At 56.6% G+C, this 19,133-nt stretch carries 26 protein-coding genes and 2 tRNA genes; 14 read left to right on the top strand and 14 right to left on the bottom strand.

Features of this window, described 5'->3' with window-relative positions:
- Positions 1-394: 394 nt before the first annotated feature.
- Complete coding sequence (locus tag J4859_RS11700) at positions 395-715, top strand: hypothetical protein (RefSeq protein ID WP_212329976.1); 321 nt, start codon at positions 395-397, stop codon at positions 713-715.
- Between the two features lie 306 nt (positions 716-1,021).
- Positions 1,022-1,297 carry an integrase core domain-containing protein gene (locus J4859_RS11695; protein WP_212329974.1) on the top strand — a complete coding sequence of 92 codons (276 nt, stop codon included), beginning with the start codon at positions 1,022-1,024 and terminating at the stop codon, positions 1,295-1,297.
- A 130-nt stretch (positions 1,298-1,427) separates the two neighbouring features.
- On the opposite strand, the gene J4859_RS11690 is transcribed toward J4859_RS11695, so the two are convergent.
- The 3 genes from J4859_RS11690 to J4859_RS11680 all read right to left on the bottom strand — a co-directional run bounded on the left by J4859_RS11690 (position 1,428) and on the right by J4859_RS11680 (position 2,648).
- On the bottom strand, positions 1,428-1,727 hold the full coding sequence (locus J4859_RS11690; RefSeq protein WP_212329972.1) for a helix-turn-helix domain-containing protein: 300 nt from the start codon (positions 1,725-1,727) through the stop codon (positions 1,428-1,430).
- A gap of 286 nt (positions 1,728-2,013) precedes the next feature.
- On the bottom strand, positions 2,014-2,436 hold the full coding sequence (locus J4859_RS11685) for a hypothetical protein (protein WP_212329970.1): 423 nt from the start codon (positions 2,434-2,436) through the stop codon (positions 2,014-2,016).
- A complete protein-coding gene (locus J4859_RS11680; RefSeq protein ID WP_212329968.1) occupies positions 2,412-2,648 on the bottom strand; it encodes an excisionase family DNA-binding protein in 237 nt (78 codons plus the stop codon). The genes J4859_RS11685 and J4859_RS11680 overlap by 25 nt, the downstream gene beginning before the upstream one ends.
- A 539-nt stretch (positions 2,649-3,187) precedes the next feature.
- Here J4859_RS11680 and J4859_RS11675 point away from each other — a divergent pair.
- The 7 genes from J4859_RS11675 (at position 3,188) to J4859_RS17880 (ending at position 8,700) form a co-directional block, all read left to right on the top strand.
- Complete coding sequence (locus J4859_RS11675; protein ID WP_212329966.1) at positions 3,188-3,445, top strand: hypothetical protein; 258 nt, start codon at positions 3,188-3,190, stop codon at positions 3,443-3,445.
- Positions 3,446-3,503: 58 nt separating this feature from the next.
- Positions 3,504-3,851 (top strand): hypothetical protein, encoded by a 348-nt coding sequence (locus J4859_RS11670; RefSeq protein WP_130810717.1) that lies wholly within the window; start codon positions 3,504-3,506, stop codon positions 3,849-3,851.
- A 433-nt stretch (positions 3,852-4,284) separates the two neighbouring features.
- Positions 4,285-6,105, top strand: coding sequence for a YcaO-like family protein (locus J4859_RS11665; protein WP_212329964.1), 1,821 nt, complete (start codon positions 4,285-4,287; stop codon positions 6,103-6,105).
- Positions 6,106-6,180: 75 nt separating this feature from the next.
- Positions 6,181-6,333: a hypothetical protein gene (locus tag J4859_RS11660; RefSeq protein WP_165443489.1), complete on the top strand. Its 153-nt coding sequence runs from the start codon at positions 6,181-6,183 to the stop codon at positions 6,331-6,333.
- 137 nt (positions 6,334-6,470) lie between these two features.
- Positions 6,471-7,337 (top strand): ABC transporter ATP-binding protein, encoded by an 867-nt coding sequence (locus tag J4859_RS11655; RefSeq protein WP_212329962.1) that lies wholly within the window; start codon positions 6,471-6,473, stop codon positions 7,335-7,337.
- On the top strand, positions 7,334-8,053 hold the full coding sequence (locus J4859_RS11650; protein ID WP_165443491.1) for an ABC transporter permease: 720 nt from the start codon (positions 7,334-7,336) through the stop codon (positions 8,051-8,053). The genes J4859_RS11655 and J4859_RS11650 overlap by 4 nt, the downstream gene beginning before the upstream one ends.
- A gap of 68 nt (positions 8,054-8,121) precedes the next feature.
- Positions 8,122-8,700, top strand: a complete 579-nt coding sequence (locus J4859_RS17880) for a M50 family metallopeptidase (RefSeq protein WP_371812257.1) — start codon at positions 8,122-8,124, stop codon at positions 8,698-8,700.
- A gap of 97 nt (positions 8,701-8,797) precedes the next feature.
- Here the strand turns inward: J4859_RS17880 and J4859_RS11640 are convergent, their stop codons facing one another.
- The 6 genes from J4859_RS11640 to J4859_RS11610 all read right to left on the bottom strand — a co-directional run bounded on the left by J4859_RS11640 (position 8,798) and on the right by J4859_RS11610 (position 13,479).
- The gene (locus tag J4859_RS11640; RefSeq protein WP_212329960.1) at positions 8,798-9,454 is read right to left on the bottom strand and encodes a hypothetical protein; all 657 of its coding nucleotides are present in this window, start codon (positions 9,452-9,454) and stop codon (positions 8,798-8,800) included.
- 204 nt (positions 9,455-9,658) lie between these two features.
- Positions 9,659-11,491 carry a TraM recognition domain-containing protein gene (locus J4859_RS16410; protein WP_249113632.1) on the bottom strand — a complete coding sequence of 611 codons (1,833 nt, stop codon included), beginning with the start codon at positions 11,489-11,491 and terminating at the stop codon, positions 9,659-9,661.
- Between the two features lie 167 nt (positions 11,492-11,658).
- Positions 11,659-11,835 carry a hypothetical protein gene (locus J4859_RS11625; RefSeq protein WP_212329950.1) on the bottom strand — a complete coding sequence of 59 codons (177 nt, stop codon included), beginning with the start codon at positions 11,833-11,835 and terminating at the stop codon, positions 11,659-11,661.
- 450 nt (positions 11,836-12,285) lie between these two features.
- Complete coding sequence (locus J4859_RS11620) at positions 12,286-12,462, bottom strand: helix-turn-helix domain-containing protein (protein WP_212329959.1); 177 nt, start codon at positions 12,460-12,462, stop codon at positions 12,286-12,288.
- 460 nt (positions 12,463-12,922) lie between these two features.
- On the bottom strand, positions 12,923-13,207 hold the full coding sequence (locus J4859_RS11615) for a hypothetical protein (protein ID WP_212329958.1): 285 nt from the start codon (positions 13,205-13,207) through the stop codon (positions 12,923-12,925).
- Complete coding sequence (locus J4859_RS11610) at positions 13,174-13,479, bottom strand: hypothetical protein (RefSeq protein WP_212329957.1); 306 nt, start codon at positions 13,477-13,479, stop codon at positions 13,174-13,176. The genes J4859_RS11615 and J4859_RS11610 overlap by 34 nt, the downstream gene beginning before the upstream one ends.
- A gap of 1,558 nt (positions 13,480-15,037) precedes the next feature.
- Between J4859_RS11610 and J4859_RS11605 the strand changes: the two genes are divergently transcribed.
- The 3 genes from J4859_RS11605 to J4859_RS11595 are packed head-to-tail and all read left to right on the top strand — an operon-like array spanning position 15,038 to position 15,884.
- Positions 15,038-15,316 carry a transposase gene (locus J4859_RS11605; RefSeq protein ID WP_212329903.1) on the top strand — a complete coding sequence of 93 codons (279 nt, stop codon included), beginning with the start codon at positions 15,038-15,040 and terminating at the stop codon, positions 15,314-15,316.
- A gap of 48 nt (positions 15,317-15,364) precedes the next feature.
- Positions 15,365-15,637: a hypothetical protein gene (locus tag J4859_RS11600; RefSeq protein WP_212329902.1), complete on the top strand. Its 273-nt coding sequence runs from the start codon at positions 15,365-15,367 to the stop codon at positions 15,635-15,637.
- A 55-nt stretch (positions 15,638-15,692) separates the two neighbouring features.
- Positions 15,693-15,884 carry a transposase gene (locus tag J4859_RS11595; RefSeq protein ID WP_305852692.1) on the top strand — a complete coding sequence of 64 codons (192 nt, stop codon included), beginning with the start codon at positions 15,693-15,695 and terminating at the stop codon, positions 15,882-15,884.
- 330 nt (positions 15,885-16,214) lie between these two features.
- On the opposite strand, the gene J4859_RS11590 is transcribed toward J4859_RS11595, so the two are convergent.
- The 4 genes from J4859_RS11590 to J4859_RS11575 form a co-directional block, all read right to left on the bottom strand.
- A complete protein-coding gene (locus J4859_RS11590) occupies positions 16,215-16,490 on the bottom strand; it encodes an IS30 family transposase (protein WP_212329956.1) in 276 nt (91 codons plus the stop codon).
- Positions 16,457-16,861, bottom strand: coding sequence for a hypothetical protein (locus tag J4859_RS11585; protein ID WP_212329955.1), 405 nt, complete (start codon positions 16,859-16,861; stop codon positions 16,457-16,459). Before J4859_RS11585 ends, J4859_RS11590 begins: the two co-directional genes overlap by 34 nt.
- 12 nt (positions 16,862-16,873) lie before the next feature.
- Positions 16,874-17,047, bottom strand: a complete 174-nt coding sequence (locus J4859_RS17875) for a helix-turn-helix domain-containing protein (RefSeq protein ID WP_212335306.1) — start codon at positions 17,045-17,047, stop codon at positions 16,874-16,876.
- A gap of 318 nt (positions 17,048-17,365) precedes the next feature.
- A complete protein-coding gene (locus J4859_RS11575; RefSeq protein WP_212329954.1) occupies positions 17,366-17,662 on the bottom strand; it encodes a hypothetical protein in 297 nt (98 codons plus the stop codon).
- 408 nt (positions 17,663-18,070) lie between these two features.
- Between J4859_RS11575 and J4859_RS11570 the strand changes: the two genes are divergently transcribed.
- A tRNA-Gly gene (locus tag J4859_RS11570) sits at positions 18,071-18,146 on the top strand.
- Positions 18,147-18,187: 41 nt separating this feature from the next.
- Positions 18,188-18,261, top strand: a tRNA-Cys gene (locus J4859_RS11565).
- A gap of 46 nt (positions 18,262-18,307) precedes the next feature.
- Here the strand turns inward: J4859_RS11565 and J4859_RS11560 are convergent.
- Positions 18,308-19,048 (bottom strand): ATP-binding protein, encoded by a 741-nt coding sequence (locus tag J4859_RS11560; RefSeq protein ID WP_212329953.1) that lies wholly within the window; start codon positions 19,046-19,048, stop codon positions 18,308-18,310.
- Positions 19,049-19,133 lie beyond the last annotated feature (85 nt).

Raw genomic sequence — 19,133 nt, 5'->3', positions numbered from 1 at the left:
ACCTACCAACACCAGCAGATTGAAGCGATGAGATGTCGCTAAGCGCAAGCGAGATAGAGAAGGCAAAGTCCCGCACGAAGCCGGGGACACCCAAACACTACACTGAAGAAGTATTGCCTTGAGGCTGTTGAGTACTACAGGAAGGCACGTAAGGCCAACCCTAAGAAGAGCATCAGAGAATGCGCCGCAAAGCTTGAGGCCAACGACAAGACCTTAAACGACTGGATCATCAAGCACTCAAAGACCAAAAGGGTGACCCAGGCAAGGATCGACGAGCACAAGCAGCTCGACGCAGTGAACAGGCGCATGCACGAGCTCGCAAGCGAAAATAAGTTCCTAAAAAAGTGGCAGCCTTCTTCGCCGGAAGCCTCTGTTGAAGGACAGGTTTTAGCTCATGCTGGCCAAGAGGGCAACCTACAGCGTCTCGATGATGGCGCGCGTACTGGAGGTGAGCAGGGCTCACTTCTACAGATGGCTCAAGGCCAAAGGCGGTGAGGACCCGTGGGGTCCTATCAAGGAGGCCATCTGCGCGATATGGGAGGAAAGCGACAGGCGCTTTAGCTTTCGCAAGGTATGGACCAAGCTCACAGGAGATCCAAAGTTACGCAAAATTTACAGGCACGACCCGCTACCGCGTACGGAGGTGCATGGTCGAGCTTGGCATCTGCGGCATCTGATCCAATGCCTCCAAGAGAACGACGCTGCCCGCACCTGATACCCCCGAGCGCGCTGCCCTCACCCGGCGCGACTTTTCGTGCCCCGTCCCGACAGCCAAGCTCGTGGGCGATACAACCTATCGCAGGACCACGGCAGGCTTTATATATCTTACCGTCGCGCACCATCTGTGCACGCGCATGGTGGTGGGCTGAAGCATACAGGACAACATGAGGGCAGGCCTTGTCGTCTTTGCCCTGAAGATGGCATATTCGCGCGGATACGTGGCCGGAGGGGCCATATTCTAAGCAGCCCAGGCAGCCAGTACATAAGCTCAAAGCTGGCCGCCTGCTCAGCTGCACACGACGTGAGGCTCTCCGTGGGGAGAACCGGAAGCTGCCACGACAATGCGCTCGCCGAATCGCTCTTCGCCACGCTCAAGAACGAATGGTACTACCACAAGCGCCTCTCGGATACATCCACGACCAAGCACAAGGCACACGAGTTTATCGAGTCATACTACAACCGCTTCCGCCCGCATAAGTCCATAGGAGATCGCGTACCGGCAGAGGTGATGCAGGAGTTCTTCGAGCGTTTCGAGAGAGGCCTTGCATACGATCCAAAGGCGATGCAGACCGCATAAAAAATCTGAGATTCCTCTGTCCATTATATTGACAGGGCTCAGTCCATGATCTCCTTGCTCCTGTGCTTCAAAAGGCACAGGGCCACCTCGCGCGCGGTCGCGTGCGCCTCGTCACCCGGCGCTTTCCCCATCACCTGCGCACCTGCCTGAGGTCGGACATGCCGGCACCGGAGCCGAACTCATCGATCACCTGTTGGCGGCGCTCGACGATCTCGTCGAAGCGCTCCTTCTCGACGAAGCAGACGAGGTCGATATCCAGGACCAGCGCGAGCTCAACGAGCTCGGCCGCCGTGAGCGTGCGGTTGCCGCGCAGGCTCTCGCTCAGGGCGTTGGGGGTCATGCCCGCGCGGCGTGCCAGCGTCGCTATGGACATGCCCGACATCTCCCGGGCGAGCGCGATCTTGCTCGCGATGTACCTGTTGAGTTCCATGGTTCACTCCTGCCTTCCGACCGCACGGCGTCGTGCCGGTCACGGCTTGGAGCGTCTATGTCGCTGCAGCCTCCCGGTCGGATGGCAGGAAGGTAGCGGCTCGCAGGGGTCCCGTGCGAATTCCACCTTCGATTCGAGGGTTCCCGCTCGGAGTCAGAGTGACCAGGCTCGGCCACGGGCTTTTCGTCTTGCTCCGCTGAAGGCCCCTGGCGCGCGCCCTGGGTGCCGCTTCACGGCGGTTCGACGTGCGTCTGGGAGCCCCCGTGCGAGGGTGCTCGAGAAAATTCTATCCGAGGGGCGGATCTCCCGTTTCCTTGAGCTCCACGAGTGCCCAGATGTCGCGGCAGATGCAGTAGCGCGCGACGTGGCCGTAGTTCGAGCGGTCCGGATGGCGGTAGCCTTCGGCATTAGTCCTGATCACGGGTGCGATGATTCCCTTGTCACGCAGCTCCGTCATGCCACGCGCCACCTGGTACTTCGTGAGTCCCGTACGCGCGCAGACCTCGTTGCTCGACATGACGCCTATCCTGCCGTCGGAAAAGATCGCATGGCAGAGCGCCGCCATGACCGCCCAGCCGTTCCTGCCGACCTGCCGCGCGACGAGGACGCCCACGAGGGCATCGGGCAGGATCGTGAAGCTCTGCTTGGCGTACAGGGCGAAGGTGCTTTCCTTCCTCGCCCCACTTAGCCCTCGTCTACCGACTTGCATACCACGGCCTGGTCCGCGAATTGCCGCTTTACGAACTCATCGCATGCGCCGCTGCTCGTTCGCCAGGCCTTTCGGATCCTAAATGCCCGCAACTCGCCACTGTTGACCAGCCTGAGCACCGTGGAAAGGGAGGCGTTCAAGTACTCCGCCGCCTGAGCCAGGGTGAAAATCTCCCCCTCTGGGCTTGTCCTTGCTTCGCTCTTCTCCTCCATGGGAATCCTCCCGCCTCCGTTGCTTCTGATTCGTCTCTAGTGGGCACGCTATGCCGGAAGGCGATCGTTGGGCGGAAGTCACCGCAAGTTCGAGTGGAAGCGCTTCGAGGTGATGCGATGGGGGATTGCGACGTCTGTTGAAAACTCGGGCGGTTTGAGCCCTTCTCGGGCCATTTCTTTTATAAAAATTCAAAGATAAGTTCAGAACGGTTGCGCCAGGGCGCAAATTCACCCTTAGTTGCTTGCGCTGGAGCGCAGAAGAGGTTTCTTTGTACCGCAACCATATTTGCGCCGGCGCGCATGTTAACAACTGCTGCTTGCGCCACGCCGCAACCAGAGGGCGGTTTTCACGGCGTTTTTGGCTACCCGCGAAAAGTTTTTGGCGGTAAAATGTCGGTCAGGTTGGCGGTCAGATGTCGGTCAAAAGAAAACCCCGACCTGTTTTCGCAGGCCAGGGTATAAGTTTTGGTCGCGGGGGCTGGATTTGAACCAACGACCTCCGGGTTATGAGGGCGTCAGAGGCCGTTTCACCGTAAATCTTGCCAATCCACAGCACAGCCGATATGCGTCTGACCTGTAGTTTCTCTAATTTCATGCGCCACGGGGAGGGTTCGGGCACCATAGAGCCCTCCACGGTGCGCGGCCACCACGCCGAGACGCGCATCATCTGCCGCCACCTCGGCAACATGAAGCTCGCCGAGCTCTCCATACCGGACGTCTCCGGATGGATACACGACACGACCGCCGTCGGCTACGTGCTCAAAAGCTGCTCGAAGGCCTTCCGCCTGCTCAAGTGAGCCATGGCGCAGAACCTCAGTTCAAGACCACCGCGACTTCTGCAAGCCGCTCAAACGCGTGAAGACGCCGATAGACGCCCTCTCGCGCGAGGAGCGCACGCGAATGCTGCGCCTCGTCATGGAGGCGGAGCTCCAGCCCTTTGACTTTGCGGTGGAGATAGCCCTCACCACGGTCATGCGGCGCGGCGAGGCCTGTGCCCCCAGGTGGTCCGACCTCTCCGACGGCGGCACTATAGCCGTGAGCCACGCCCTGGGAAACGGCGGCGGCTTCTACGTCAAAGAACCCAAGATCCAGAGCTCGGCGCCCACGATTCCGCTCGCGAAGCACACCTTTCAGGCCCTCAGGCGCATGCGCGCCGAGTCGCGGGCGCAGATGGCTGAGTTCGGCCTCAAGTGCGACCCCTGATCCTGGAGACGCAGGAGCCGGAGAGCCACCCCCTGCAACCCCACGCAGCCGGGCAAGGACCCCTTCCGTGCATCGCTGCACATTGTCAGGCTTTCGCAAAGTCAGGTGCAAATGTGTCTAGAAACTGGCAGCCACATTACTTGTACAAAGACGAAGCGAAACTGATTCAGACTAAACGGGGCGTTAATGATCGAAGAATGGACGTGAAATAAAATACAAGGTCGGCGAAGCCATCAAAAAGTGATGCAGTGCCATAAAAATCTTGAAATGCAGCTGGTTTTTGATTGCAGAGATATGGAGCACAATAGAAATGTAAGCGTTACTCTAAACTCTAAATAACCGCTCTACGATATCGCACTATTGAATGTTATACTGTATTGAACCGCCTTGAAGGTAGCGCGTAAACCAGAAGTTGGATACCTGGAGGCATTACATGGTTGGATCAGAAGCACAGCGAGCCCACTACAAAGAGGCGTCACCCGTCGCTACCGTGGAACGACTTCATACTATTTTAGCAGAGAACAACATTCCCGTTACGGAGTCGTGGCAGGAGACCAGTTCAATCAAAACCAACGCGTTGCGTGTGGAGTTCAAGGGTACTGGCCTAGGTGCTAATGGCAAGGGAGTCTCAAAGGAATTCGCTCGTGCAAGCGGCTACGCAGAGCTGTTCGAGCGGTATCAAAACGATATGATGGGTCCACGTGTGACTTATGGTGACAAACTTCCTTTCTTATATGCAGCGGATGAACGCATCATGTCTTCAAAGGAGATTGCCTCACAGGACAATGCCTTTATGCATATGTATTTCAGCCAACGAGGAATAGACGGCTCTTCTGTATCAAAGAAGGCGCAAGCATTCCGCAATCTCCAGAAGGTCGACAGCATGGTCTATGGCTTAGAGGATTCGTACGTCACTCTTCCCTTCTACAGTATGCGGAACCATAAGGTTGTTTACCTGCCCAAGAGCACCTACAACGTATACTACGGAAGTAACGGGATGTGCGCAGGCAACACGAGCGCCGAAGCGATTGTTCAAGGTATATCCGAGATTTTGGAACGTGTTGTGCAGACCAATCTCTTTGTCAACATGCCATCACTTCCAGATGTTCCACGAGCCTATATCAAACGATTCCCCGAGATTGATGAAAGGCTCTCCTTAGCTGAGAATAACAAGGATTATCGTGTATCAATGAAGCTCTGTTCACGGAAATACCCGGTAGCCGGCCTTGTCGTTACCGAACTTAATACAGGAAGATTTGGCATTAAGCTTGGCTGTCACCCCGACTTTGGCATTGCCATGGAACGTTGTATGACTGAGGCTACCCAGGGCCAAGACTTCTTCGATTACACCGATCGATCGACTCTCGACTTCTCGAACGAGAATGTGAGGAGTTCTCTCAATATCTACAACAGCTTCAAGTTTGGTATGGGAAAGTATCCCTACCAGCTCTTCAGGCGATGTCCCTCCTTCGAGTTCGATGAACCTGTGGATGTATCAAGATTGTCCAATGAGAAACAGGCGCGTCATATGATTGATAGTCTACTAGCACAGGGTTGGGATGTACTTATCCGCGATGTCTCGTACTTCGGCTTCCCCTCCTATCATATCATTATCCCTGGCCTATCTGAGATGCAGAAGGTAACGGATGCCCAGTTCAGGGCAACAAACACACGTTATTTCGTGGCAAATTTGCTTAACAATAAGCCTGAAGAAATTCATGGTAGAAATGCAGATTACGTCATCGGTGTTATGAACTACTTTTTGGGCAATGCATTTGAGAACACCATGGCATCTTATTACGGTATCGCCCGGGAAGAAGATCTTCCCGCCGAAAGTATCAATGGCGGCTGTATGTACATGATTGCTATGTGCCATCTATCTAAATGCGAGTATGAAAAGTCTGTACCATCACTTAAAGTAGTAGTGAAACACGCAGACAAACTAGACTCTCCAGACGCACCATGGTATCGCGCTGTTCTGAAATATGCCGAAGCGATGGGAGCTATGGGTGACCATGATGAAGTCATCGGATACCTTAGAATGTTTTTTACCTCAGACATCTGCGATCGACTTGATAGGGTCTTTGTAAATCCGGCCCAAATCGTGATGAAGCAATACCCTGGCGTAGTACGTGATGGCGAAACGCCTTACGAACGCTATCGGGACATCTATGACCGCATCTCCAATATCTTCTACACGCTCAAGCAAACAGAGATCAGTGCTGACATATCCCAGCGAGATCCCCTCGCTTAACTATGGCAATGAGTCCTACTTCTCTGCGATTGGGGATGGGACTTAAAGATGCGGATATAAAGGAGGGAGGAGACAATGGAGAAGAAGTATGGCTTGATGCTCCAGGAGGAACTCGATAATGCGACTATCCTGGGCGAAGAGATTTGCGAGACCTACGAGGAAGCGACAAGTGCGTCTGCGGGTGCCGCTGCTATTGGCTGCGCCGTAGCAGCTTCCTTCGCAGCGTAACGCCCCTACCCCTGGCAGCCGTTACACTGCCAGGGGTGTATCGTGGGTCCAGTGTGTTTGGGCGGCCACGCTGGCCTGCCTATTCATCACCATCCATCATCTCATTCCTTCAGATAGCAACCACATCAGGAGGCATCGTGGACGATCCCAGAACTACAGAGGACGTTATAGAGCTCGGCAACGTGAGGAAGGCGTTCGGCAGCCATGTCGTGTTGGATGACATCTCGCTGGGGGTACAGCACGGGGAGATACTCGGGCTCCTTGGGCCTTCGGGCGCCGGCAAGACGACCCTCATCAAGATCATGCTCGGGCTTCTCGCCCCCGATGCCGGAGAGGTCTCCGTCTTCTCACACCCACCCCGGGCGTTTTCTTCGGATGCCAGCAAGAGGATTGGCGTCGTTCTGGATGATCCTTGCCTCTACGAGCGCCTTACCTGTACGGAAAACCTCAAGGTGTTCCTCAAGGCACGCGGGATCAAAGACATGGGATGCGCAGACAAGATTCTGAAGCGCGTGGGCCTGGACAAGAGCCGCTCGGTCTGTGCGCAGGACCTCTCCAAGGGCATGCGGCAGCGCCTGAGCCTTGCGCGGGCGCTCATGCATGATCCCGAACTCCTCTTCCTGGATGAACCTACAAGCGGTCTTGACCCTGGCACCGCAGAGGATATCCACGCACTGCTCCTCAAGCGGCGGGCCACCGGCGTGACGATCTTTCTTACCACCCACAACATGGAGGAGGCTACAAAAATCTGTGACAGGGTCATCCTCCTCAATGAGGGCAGGATCGTCGAGGCAGGAGCCCCACGCGAGATATGCGCGCGCCATAGCAAGGAGCACTGCGTCACAGTGATTCAAGGCAAACGGAGCTTCAGGTTCTCAGACATCAATAAAGATGCGGACAAGATATGCGCTATCCTGAAGGCAGGCAACGTCACCTCGATTTCGACCGAGAGCCCAAACCTCGAGGCCGTCTTTCTGCAGCTGACGGGAAGGGAGCTGGAATGAGCGGAACACGGCCGGGCAGTGGCCCAAATGGAGTGGACGCCGTCTTTTACAAGCAGGTGGTCGACTCGCTACGCAACAAATCAGCGCTCATGATGTTTCTCATGTTCCCGCTGGTTGCCCTTATCTTCAAGAACGCCATGACCGAGACCCAGCTTGCAAGTGCCCTGCCCATGTTCATGACGATGCATGTACTGATCGTGCCCATCATCTACACCTCAAGCGTTGTCGCAGAGGAGAAGGAGGCAGGCACGCTGCGCATGCTCACGATGTCCGGCGTGGGGCCGCTTTCCTACCTGTGTGGTGTTGCCGGCACCATCGGCGTGGCGTCAATCCTCTCGTCGCTGCTCTTCCTCCCCTGCATCGACGGACTCAATGCGGGCATGGTGGAGAGATTCCTCATGACGAATGCGGCGTGTGTGGCGTGCTCCCTGCTCATTGGCCTTGCCATAGCGCTCGTGGCCAAGCGGCAGGTCAATGCGGCGCCCATCTCAGCTCCCGTTTCGATGGCGCTGGGTATGCTCCCCATGCTGTCATCGCTGAACGACAGGCTTGAAGCCTTTGCACGCTGGACCTACACCCAGCCAGCGTATGAGCAGTTCTCCGACCTCGCCAGCACCACCATGACCTCCCGGGAGGCCATGGTGGTCGCCGTCAACGCGATGGCACTCGTCGTGCTGTTCCTCGTGCTCTTCCGTATGCGGCGACTAACCGATTAGACACAAGGAGGGACTCCGTGGGGTCTGGGGAGAGACAGGTTAACCTTCATATCCCCCGCATTGCGGGAATGTCCGCACTTTTGGCCTCTATCGTAGGCTGGGTTCTTTTTTTTGTGCTCGTACCCACAACTCCGTGGACAGAGCTTGCATATGGCTTCGTCGCAACCGCGCGGAAGTTGGGGCCTGTCGTCGCAGGGGTCTTGTGCATTCCCCTGGTGCTACTTAGTGTCATCATACATGAACTCTTTCATGCTGCTGCAGCTAAGCTCGCAGGAGCAGAACACATTGAACTGATCGTTTCGCTCGACCGTATCGGCCATCCCATCTCAGTAAGAACACCACCCCTGCGACGTGGGGGATGGGAGCGTGTCTTCTTTTACTTCGCGGGTCCTAGCGCGAATGTCATGCTACTTTGTATTGCCATCTTAGTAATGGAAAGTCTAGCGGACATCTACGCTCTAGTACACAGCGAGCTTCTAATGGCTGTCATCCGACTTATCTGTGGGGAGACAGCAGCGGTGAATTTCGGACTCGCCCTCGTCAACCTGCTACCTACAGGATATTCGGATGGGCAACACTTGCAAAAGTCCCTTCGTGACGCCATACGTACATGTCGTGCTTCTCAGGGAATACATAAATTGAAATAATTTTAGGCTACCTATAAATTTCCGATGGCAACCTTGGGTAAAGTGTCCTCCATTGTTCTTCTTACCGTGGCTAAAGGTCCTATCGCCGGGCTGACGTTTACTCCAGCGATGCATCGATAGACGCCCGAAGGAAGCATACACCCAGCCCAATCCCCACAAGCACCGATATGATAACGGTACTATTGATGCCGTTCATGCCAAAGCTTGTCTCAAGCGGCACCATCGATACCAGACAGACAACAAAGGCACCAGCGTTCATTATAAGAACCCCACGCATGCAACGGGCAATGACCAGAGAATCGGTAAGGAACCAGACAAGGGCAATCTCACCTGTGCTCACCATCACCAAAGGGAAGAGGTAGGTGTATTCCTCGATGCTCGTACCATAGACAAACCGGAGAAGGAGCGCTCCTACAAACGAGAGCACCACAATCATTGCAACAACCACTACCACAATAAGCGCAAAAACCCTGAGGTAATACTGACGCTCGACATATACGCAGGCTTTGATTCGGAGGCCAAGCACGCCGCCGTGGGCAAGGCGGACGAGAGCTTCGGCATTGACATGAGCTCGACGGCGCTCTGGGGACCGCAGGCTGCATAGCCAGTCGCCGAGCTGGAGGGCCCCACGTTCACCGTTGGGCAGCTTGAGGCCATGCTCGCCGAAGCCAAGTGGAGGGAAGCCGACCATGAGAGCGCTTAGAGCACTGCTGCAGTTGCTGAAGGCCGTCGCGCGCATAGCGCTCAAGTTCATGCAACCAGGCTTCTGCTCGAACCTACTTGAACCTGCTCGAACCCGAGGTTCGACCTCCGTGGGCTACCGGACCTGCGGGCCCCTCGGGCGGGCCGTTTTTACTCTAACCCACTATGCCCTTCTGGTAATAGCCCTGCGCCTGCCCTTACCTGCGAAACGCCCGGAAGCTATGACCGAGCTCTGCCCTACTATGCCCTGTAGAGGTCATAGTACTGGGATGGGTCCGTCGGACTCGTGCCGTGCCAGCCGAGGATACCCTTCTTCGAGAGCGACTTCAGCGCCGCGCGTGCCACCCTTGGCGCTACGACCCAGATGGCCGACCAGCTCCTTGACCGTCACCCTTCCCCTCCCGTACACGTACTGGAGGGCGGCACGCTCGTACTCGCCCAGGGCGCCGACCACGTCCTCGCCGAGGTCACTCGCAATCGAATCGCCCCGGCGCAGGACGCGCGAAGTCGCACTGTTCTCGAGCGTAAGCCGCACCGAGGCGCCGTTTGGCTCCGAGAAGGTGGGCTCCCTCAGGAAGAAGCTCGCCATCTCATCGTAAATGCGCTGCACGCCCTCGTTGAGCTCCCTGACCCAGCCGAACTCCACCAGGGTGCGCGCGATCGTGGGATTGCGCGACCGGCGGGTATACTTCATGTTCTCGAGCGTCACGATGTTGGGGAGCTTGCCCGGGCTCGTTATCTCGAGGTGGTCGTCGTACATCATCACGCGGATATGGTCGCCACTCATCGCGTAGTCGCGGTGCGTGACCGCGTTCACGAGCCCCTCAAACCAGGCGAACTCCGGGTACTCCGGTATGACCTTGAACCTGTCGTCGGCCCCGAGGTACTGGAACTCCCTCAGCTGGCTCGAGATGAACTCCTTCGCACCCTCGATCGTCTTGGGGAGCGGCCCGTCGAAGGTCCGATCCTTTACGATGTTGAGCCTGCGACCCGTCTCCATCTTGCTGCCGTCGAGGCGGATGACGCGCACCCGAGCCCATGGCATGAACCTGGCGGGGTTCTCCGAGAAGAGGAGTACCCCCGCGTTGGTGAGGTGACCATCCTGGAGGAAGCCGCAGCTCCGAAGGACCAGCTCGTCGCTCGCCTCCGTGCCAAGCTCGGTCTTGTAGCGAGACATCACCTCGGGGTCCACGTCCCCCATCGAGGAGCGCTCCTGCACCTCGTCCTCGTAGCGGCGTTGGTTCTTGTCGTACTCGAGCGCCAGCACCGGATCGCGCTCGAGCTCGACGCTGCTGTCCTTCTGGCGCAGGAAGACCGCCCTGTCGCTGCGCCTGGAGATGACATGGCCCGATGAGGGACCTATCTCAAGCACGAGGATACAGTCTTCTTCTCCTCGCAAGTTGGTCACGGGAATGCGCACGGGGTAGACCTCGGGTGCGGGCTCGCACCCTACGAGCGCAGCCCGATCGAACTCCTCGATGCCGCGCGCCGTCTCTCTTGAACCCAGTAACCCTGCCGTCTCCTTACCCACGGCCTCCGATATCTCGCGCACGGTGTCGGTGGACTTGCCGCCCAAAAAGACCGTGGTGTCGCAGCAGTCCACGATGGTCGCGGCGTCGTCCTTGTAGCGGCTCTTGAGCTGTGACATCGACTGCAGGTAGACGGTCACCGACACGTTGCGGCTCCTGACGACAGCGATGGTCCTCTCGATGTCCGGGAGCCGCCCGATGTTTGCGAACTCGTCGAGCAGGAAGCTCACGTGGGTGGGAAGCGCCCCGCCGTAGCGTGAGAGCGCCCGGCGGCAGAGGACGTTCACCGCCTGCCACATCATGATCGCGAGGAGGAACGAGCAGAGCCCGCTCGTGTCGCTCACGATGGCGAAGATGGCGCGGCGGCAGTCCGCGTCGCCGAGCTTGTCGAGCTCCATCTCGTCGTAGGAGACGAGCTCGCGCACCTGGGGTATCGCGAAGGGCTCCATGCGCGTGTTGCAGGAGACCAGGATGGACTTGGCGGTGCGCCCCGCCGCGTCCTTGAACATCTTGTAGTGCAGAAGGCAGAAGTCGTCCTCCACGGCGACGGGCTCTGCCACCCTGACCCACCTGAAGCGCGCGCTTTGAGCCCTGTCAATATAATGGACAGAGGAATCTCAGATTTTTTATGCGGTCTGCATCGCCTTTGGATCGGGACGCAAGGCCTCTCTCGAGGCGCTCGAAGAACTCCTGCATCACCTCTGCCGGTACGCGATCTCCTATGGACTTATGCGGGCGGAAGCGGTTGTAGTACGACTCGATTAAACTCGTGTGCCTTGTGCTTGGTCGTGGATGCGTCTAAGAGGCGCTTATGGTAGTACCACTCGTTCTTGAGCGTGGCGAAAAGCGATTCGGCGACCGTATTGTCGTGGCAGCTTCCGGTTCTCCCCACGGAGAGCCTCACGTCGTGCGCGGCTGAGCAGGCGGCTAGCTTTGAGCTTATGTACTGGCTGCCTGGGCTGCTTAGAATATGGCCCCTCCGGCCACGTATCCGCGCGAATATGCCATCTTCAGGGCAAAGACGACAAGCCCTGCCCTCATGTTGTCCTGTATGCTTCAGCCCACCACCATGTGTGTGCACAGATCGTGTGCGACGGCGAGATATATAAAGCCTGCCGTGGTCCTGCGATAGGTTGTGTCTCCCACGAGCTTGGCTGTCGGCACAAGACACGAGAAGCCGCGCCGGGTGAGGTCGGGGCGCTCGGGGGTATCAGGTGCGGGCAGTATCGTTCTCTTGGAGGCATTGGATCAGATGCCGCCTATCTCCAGCTTAGCCATGCACCTGCGCACGCGGTAGCGGGTCGTGCCTGTAAATTTTGCGTAACTTCGGATCTCCTGTGAGCTTGGATCAGACCTAGCAGGAGCTAAAGCGCCTGTCGCTTTCCTCCCATATCGCGCAGATGGCCTGCTTGAGGGGACCCCACGGGTCCTTACCGCCTTTGGCCTTGAGCCATCTGTAGAAGTGAGCCCTGCTCACCTCCAGTACGCGCGCCATCATCGAGACGCTGTAGGTTGCCCTCTTCTCCAGCATGAGCTAAAACCTGTCCTTCAACAGAGGCTTCCGGCGAAGAAGGCTGCCTCTTTTTTAGGAACTCATTCTCGCTTTCGAGCTCGTGTATACGCCTGTTCACTGCGTCGAGCTGCTTGTGCTCGTCAGTCCTTTCCTGGGTCACCCTTTTGGTCTTTGAGTGCTTGATGATCCAGTCGTTTAAGGTCTTGTCGTTGGCCTCAAGCTTCGCGGCGCATTCTCTGATGCTCTTCTTCGGGTTGGCCTTACGTGCCTTCCTGTAGTACTCGATAGCCTTAAGGCAATACTTCTTCAGTGTAGTGTTTGGGTGTTTCCGGCTTCGTGCGGGACTTTGCCTTCTCTATCTCGCTTGCGCTTAGCGACATCTCATCGCTTCAATCTGCTGGTGTTGGTAGGTGGGCATCTAAACAGAGCATATCTGTTGCCAGTCCCTGAATCCCACTGTCCACCAAAAGATTACAGCTCACTTCTCCCGGTCGGGAGCCGGCCTCTCGCGCACGCGCGCGTGCCCGCGATCGTTCTCCAATGCCTCGGATGCCTTGCACGCCTCCTTGGCGCGCTCTTCCAGGGGCCGCTCGTCGCGGACCTTCTCGGCTTCGCGCCCGAGCCTCTCCAGGGCCTTCGCCTTGGCGGCCTCGGTCTCGCGTGAGAGCTCGTCGAGCCCCTGCCAGACCTCCTGGGCGTCCGAGACGTGGAAGAGCAGGTACTCCTTGCCTAGCTGCTCGTCGGCGAACCATGCGGTGTCCACGCCGTGGGCACCGCATGGTTCGCCTCGATGATCTTCTTGATGCCGTCGTAGTCGTCGAGCGCGCGGAACTCGTGCATGTCGAGCTTGGCGTACTCAACGGGCTCCGCGCCGTCTTTTGTTTTCTCTTGGTGGGTTGTCGCCTTCGCGTGCTCAAGGGCGGCATGAAGGCCATCGGCGCGCCGGATCATGGCGGCGGCACCCATGCGCTCCGCGAAGCGCGTGAGGTCGTCCAGGATCTTCTGCCCGGAGTCGTCGCCGTAGTCGTCTGCCATCAGGCACCGCCCTCCTCGTCCGTGCGATCGAGAGCGAGGGATGACCTGTGTCAATATTTCGGACACAAAAACTTGAGATCTTTAAGCTGCATTGGATGGTGATATCTGGTCCTCTTCTGATATAGGTTTCGTTCTTTCAAAGAAAGCATCTACTACCTTCGCTGGAATTTTGTTGTTGATCGTTGAGTGGGGACGTTTTCTGTTGTAGTAGCCCTCAATGAATTCAGCTAGCGCATGTATGGCATCCTTTCTTGTTGCAAAGCCTTCTCGCTAGTACATCTCGCCTTTAAGAGTGGAAAGAAAGACCTCTCTACGGCACTATCGTGGTAGTTACCCCAGCGGCTGCAGGAGAGCCTCACATCGTTTATCTTAAGCCCACAGAGCAGACAAACCTAAGAGGTGTATTGGACACCTTTGTCTGAATGAAAGGCTGCATTTTCTGCCACATATCCTCGACACCTAGCCACTTGCAGTGTATCTAGCACACTATCGGCTCCCGTTCTATCCAACAGCGATCAAGCCTACCACCATGTAGGTGTTTAAGTCTCACACAGCAAGAAAGATAGAACCAGCCCTTTTCTGTGAAGAGATAGGTAATATCTCCAACAAGCTTATAGGTGGAGTCAGGGCTTTATGAGGTCACAATGTATAAGATCAGGCTTTGGTTTGGCATATCTGTCAGGGACAGTGGTTCTCTTCTGATCTGTAAAGGGAGTGAGCCCTTTATTCTTAAGCTCGCGCATGCATTTTCCTACCCTGTAGAGGGTAGTGTTGGAAAACTCATCAGCTAGATAGCAGTGGGTGTGAACCTAGCCCCAAAACCTCTGTCAGAGTCCACCCACACCCGCCCGATAGCCTCTGTAAGCTCACTGCACCCGTTTTCTGGTGCTCCTAAAGAACACCCATGAATAAAAGCTTGAGTGTAATGCCTTAAGGAGTAAAGCCTGTATCTTGATCGGGAAGTTTTCCTTCTCCTTAAGCTTCTGCTTGTAACAATCTATTGCACTTAAGATCCTTTGTAAAGAAGGCTTAACAGCTGCCTTTAAGAGGCTCTTCGACACGATGTGTGAATGAAGAATATGCGAATGCGCAGATGGCATGGCACATTCTCCTGTAGGTTTTTAGTTGCGAAGTAAAGACCCGGCAGAAGGAGTGCACCGTGCGCATCTCAAACTTAGTCAAGATTATGATCAGCGTCGAGGATGTGTCCTTCGACGAGGACGCACAGGCGATCGTGATCGACGCCAAGGCCCTACAGGCCCCACTCCTGCAGATGCGGCAAGTGCGGGCAGAAGGCCCCCCTGCTACGATGCAGGCAGGGGAACCAGGCTCTGGAGATGCCCCAATGTCGTCGGCACGAAGGTGTATATCCAGGCGGATACATTCAGGATGAGGTGCCCAAAATGCGGTACTGCGCGGTGCGTCAGATCCCCTGGGCAGACCATGGTAGCTGGCTCCCCCGTGCCTTTGAGGACAGCTGCTGCTGGCTTGAGCTGTCGATGAGCAAGCTTGCCTGTCAAAAGCTTCTGCGCATCTTGTGGAGGTGGGTGGGCGCGATATGCTCGCGCGTGCTGGCAAGGCTCGAACAGGGGCAGCCGCCAAAGACGGCAGACCTCAGGTGGATAGGTGTGGACGAGACAAGCTACAAGAAGGGCCACAGCTACATGACGGCCATGGACGCAAGGTCTTCGACGCCTTCTTCAAGCAGATCGCCGTTAAGGGAAGCTCATCCATCGACCTTGTGAGTGCGGACGGGGTGCGTTGGGTGGACGATGCGATGAAGGAGTGGGTACCGTATGCGCTGCGCTGCACAGACACCTTCCACATCGTCCAGTAGGCAACGGAGCTGCTCGACGGGCTGTGCCGCCAGTCATGGAGGGCGGCTGTGCAGAAGGCCAAGGCAGCACCGAAGGGGAGGCGCGCCCGCCCCAGGAAGGGGGAGGAGGCGAGCCCCGAAAGGAAGGCCGCTGCATCCGTGAAGGGCCCAAGCTATCCCCTCCTTCAAGAACCCAGAGAGCCTGACCGAAGGCAGAAGGCGGCGCTTCAGCTCACCACGATCTCACAGCTGCAGCTCCACAGGGCATATCTGCTGAAGGAAGGGATAAGGCTTGCCCTGAAGCTGCCTGCTAACAAGATCAGGGAGGGCATCGAGAAGTAGAGGGGCAGGGCCTAGCGCTCGAGGATCCCCTAAGTTCGTCGAGCTCTAAAAGAAGATCAGAAGGCATCTGGATGCCACAGTCGCCACCTTGGAGAGCGGCCTGTCCAACGCACGCGTGGAGACCATCAACAACAAGATCAAGCTGACCGTTAGGATAGCCTATAGCTTTCGCAGCCTCGACAACCTCTTCGCGATGGTGATGCTCAGATGCTTGGGGGTGAAGGTACCGCTGCTGGGGAGGGCCTAGTGCTCACATATCGGTTCACACATTGTGCAGATGACTTCTTTAAGAAGGCATTTTCCATCTCAAGCTCTCTGTTGCGCCTGGCATAAGGCTTTTGAGCTTTTCCTCTTTAGCCTCGCTGCACTTAAGCAGCTGATAGCCTATCTCTGTGCTCTTTTACCCAGCGGCTTTAGTGTTTTGGGATTTAAGCCGGCAGATTGTCAAGCTGAGTGCACCATCTCCCTAAAGACCTCGTTGGCTGTCCTATATTTCAAGACCTTCCTCGCCCTGTCACAGATCAGCTCCACTGCATGCTGCACCTCCTCGTTTGTGACCTTGCCGAAGTCGCTGCCCTTAGGGGAAGAACTTTCGCAGGAGCCCGTTGGTGTTCTTAACTGTTAGCTTCTGCCATAGATGGTGGGGGTCGCAGAAGTAGAACTGCACGCCTCCCAAGGCCTTTGTGACATCTGTATGCCCTGCGAACTGCTTGCCCCTATCCGGAAGTGAGCGTCTCAAGGGGACATCCCTGCAGCAGCCCGACCTCGGCCTTAGAGACGCTCCCGCTGACGTGCTGGCTCTCTTCGCGGCAAGCAGCCTCACTGCCCTGTCGGCAAGCACGAGCAGGCACATGGGCCCCGCTGCCACGAGCGTGTCGTCTGCCCCCTCTCCGAGACGAGACCTCGCATCGGCCTCTTGGGCCTTTCCTTTACGCTGTGTGAGATCTCGATCTTACCTTTGGTCTTAGGCCTCTTGCTGCAGACCTGCTTCCCCTTCCTGCGCAGGTGGTGCCGCATCTTGCCTTCCGGGCCGGATCCCGGCAGCTCGAGCGTGGCGGCTATGGACCTCACGGTAGAATAGTCGGCAGGCTCAACGACGCACCTGCCGCCACCCTCGAGCCTGAGATGTCGTCTATCTCCTCCAGGGACCAGTGTCTGTCCATGATGAGTAAGCGCACCTTCTGCGTAAGCGCAGGGTCTGAAAGCCGCCTTTTCGCCCTGCATCTCCTGCGGCGCTCATCCGCCCTCCTTTTGGGCAGCGCATGCCCTAAAGCGTCCGTGCCGGCCATTCCTCTTGAGCTTGCGGCAGACGCTGGAGCTGTCCCTGCCGATCTCTGCCGCGATATAGGCAATTGACCTTCCCTCTGCATGCAGCGTGGCTATGCAGTCCCTCTCCTGTAGGCTTGAGATGCTTGTAGTGGCACATTCCTTCTAGCTTGCGACGTTGACTAGACAACCAACATCGTAGCCTTCCGGAGTGTGCCACGCTTGCATCCAGCGGGTCATCCTGTTGCACTTAGAATGCTAATCCGCCGCCCTAATTCGGTGGCGAGGTGGGCTATCGGCTTGCCGGTGGAGATAGCACACTCAGCTGTTTTCAGGCGCTACTCATCGCTGTATTTGGTAGCGGGATTGTTTGTTACCTGTAGTCTTTTCGGTCGGCTTGTCTTGCAGTTAAGAGGAGCCTCATAATTCCTCAAGCCGCACTGTCCGAAAAAATGATACAGGTCACTCGTCTTTAGGGAATAGCTCGAAGGCATAAAATCGCTCGAGTTCAGGCGCGCAAGGCTCGAGCGGGCCTGAGAGGAGCGTGGCTGCCGGGGAGGACATGGCGCCTGTAGTGTCGGCGCCAGCCATGGGCAGATGTCGCGCACAGGCTGCCTGTGCCGGGAGAGCCGCAGGCTTCACGACCGCTCCGTCCATCTGAGGGGCCGCCTCAAGCCTGCCAACGTCGTGGACACCGCCATCGCCCGAGAGCTTGCAGGGTTCGTCTGGGCGCTCACCAGGATGGGCGGATGATGCCACTGCGGCCTGACACAAAAGTCCTCCCTAGAAAGCCCGTGCCTGGCTCGATGGCGCGTGGGGCAATCCGTGAGACCTCTGTGTGCAGCCTTCAGGCCATGCGCGATCCTAGACACGCTAAAACTCCCCAGCCGAAAGCATCAAAATGTGCTACCCAATGCGCGGATATCAGAGTCGCAGTCGTGCATCGAATCAGATACACCATAAAGGCGCAGGGCCTCCAAAGGACGATATAGAGCCAGTCCCATCCCGGAGCAGAATCCGGGATGGGGCTACCATGCCTCTTGACAGGAAGTTCTACATATCAGAGGTAGAAATCTACCCCTTCGCAATATGACCCCATCCTTTCACCAAAAATGATAAATGTGGCTTGCGGAAATGTGGGATTTAGGTTATTCTTAACAATCACTTGCGGGCTTGGCGCAGTTGGTAGCGCGCAACCTTGCCAAGGTTGAGGTCGCGGGTTCGAACCCCGTAGCCCGCTCCAGTAATTTTCCCAGCTATCCTATCAGGTAGCTTCTTATACTCGGCGAGATGGCCAAGTGGTAAGGCATGGGCCTGCAAAGCCCCTATCCCCGGTTCGAATCCGGGTCTCGCCTCCAGAAATGTCAAAGGTGAACTGCTCAAAGCAGTTCACCTTTTTGCTTACTATTTATTATCGATCATCTTAGTGAGACTTACTGCGGTGCCCTTGCCCCCTGATTTCATGGATATCGACACCTCATCGGCCAGCATCCGCATCAGCTTGATGCCGCGTCCCCGTTCCAGCTTCATATCGGTGGACGTCTTCGGCTTCTCATTGGCCCTCAGTTGGTAGCCACAGCCATTGTCGCTCACCTGCACGATCACCCGATCCGGGTAATAGCATACGGTTACAAGCGTCAGTCTCGATTTAGCGTGGTCAAAGGCATTACCTAAGGCTTCGCCACACGCCAGCGTCATGTCAAACGTCTCATCTGAGGTAAGCGGTGTCTGCACCAAGAGGTCTTTGACTCTGTGCCGGGATACGGACATCGAGCATGAGTCACAGCGCAGGACATGCCACCAGATGGGTTCGGTACGAGGATCAAGTACAGGGACTTGTTTGGACACCCCTGCACGCGATACTGGAGCGAAATCAACCGCCTTAATGCGACACAGAGTACGGTAAGCCTGATCCCCCACATTCGTGAGGGAGAGCAGCCCTCCTGTTTTCCTCATGGCTCTAATAGAGCATAGAATCAGTGCCATGCCTGCTGAATCAATAAATTGTGCCTTACCTAAATTCAGGATGATGCGCCGGCACCCCGTATCGATCAGATACGAAATCGAGGCGTACAGGCGTGGGACGGACGTTACGTCCAGGTCCCCCTCAACCGGAATCACTGCTATATCACATGAACGTTGCATATAATTACTTGTTCCCACCTGCGAGAACTTGTAACTTGGCAACGCTCAAAAACGTTACATTCTGTCTATTAAACGGTAGAACTTC

Origin of the sequence: Atopobium sp. oral taxon 416, assembly GCF_018128285.1 — a bacterium.
Taxonomy (GTDB): Bacteria; Actinomycetota; Coriobacteriia; order Coriobacteriales; family Atopobiaceae; genus Olsenella_L.
This window is presented reverse-complemented; position numbering and strand designations above follow the sequence as displayed.

Coding starts and splice junctions, on each gene's coding strand:
- J4859_RS11700 (WP_212329976.1), top strand. CDS start 395: ATGCTGGCCAAGAGGGCAACCTACAGCGTCTCGATGATGGCGCGCGTA.
- J4859_RS11685 (WP_212329970.1), bottom strand. CDS start 2,436: ATGCAAGTCGGTAGACGAGGGCTAAGTGGGGCGAGGAAGGAAAGCACC.
- J4859_RS11605 (WP_212329903.1), top strand. CDS start 15,038: ATGCTCGCGCGTGCTGGCAAGGCTCGAACAGGGGCAGCCGCCAAAGAC.
- J4859_RS11640 (WP_212329960.1), bottom strand. CDS start 9,454: ATGAACTTGAGCGCTATGCGCGCGACGGCCTTCAGCAACTGCAGCAGT.
- J4859_RS17880 (WP_371812257.1), top strand. CDS start 8,122: ATGTCCGCACTTTTGGCCTCTATCGTAGGCTGGGTTCTTTTTTTTGTG.
- J4859_RS11665 (WP_212329964.1), top strand. CDS start 4,285: ATGGTTGGATCAGAAGCACAGCGAGCCCACTACAAAGAGGCGTCACCC.
- J4859_RS11680 (WP_212329968.1), bottom strand. CDS start 2,648: ATGGAGGAGAAGAGCGAAGCAAGGACAAGCCCAGAGGGGGAGATTTTC.
- J4859_RS11690 (WP_212329972.1), bottom strand. CDS start 1,727: ATGGAACTCAACAGGTACATCGCGAGCAAGATCGCGCTCGCCCGGGAG.
- J4859_RS11590 (WP_212329956.1), bottom strand. CDS start 16,490: ATGTGCCTGCTCGTGCTTGCCGACAGGGCAGTGAGGCTGCTTGCCGCG.
- J4859_RS11610 (WP_212329957.1), bottom strand. CDS start 13,479: ATGGCAGACGACTACGGCGACGACTCCGGGCAGAAGATCCTGGACGAC.
- J4859_RS11620 (WP_212329959.1), bottom strand. CDS start 12,462: ATGCTGGAGAAGAGGGCAACCTACAGCGTCTCGATGATGGCGCGCGTA.
- J4859_RS11560 (WP_212329953.1), bottom strand. CDS start 19,048: ATGCAACGTTCATGTGATATAGCAGTGATTCCGGTTGAGGGGGACCTG.
- J4859_RS11585 (WP_212329955.1), bottom strand. CDS start 16,861: ATGCAGGGCGAAAAGGCGGCTTTCAGACCCTGCGCTTACGCAGAAGGT.
- J4859_RS11660 (WP_165443489.1), top strand. CDS start 6,181: ATGGAGAAGAAGTATGGCTTGATGCTCCAGGAGGAACTCGATAATGCG.
- J4859_RS11650 (WP_165443491.1), top strand. CDS start 7,334: ATGAGCGGAACACGGCCGGGCAGTGGCCCAAATGGAGTGGACGCCGTC.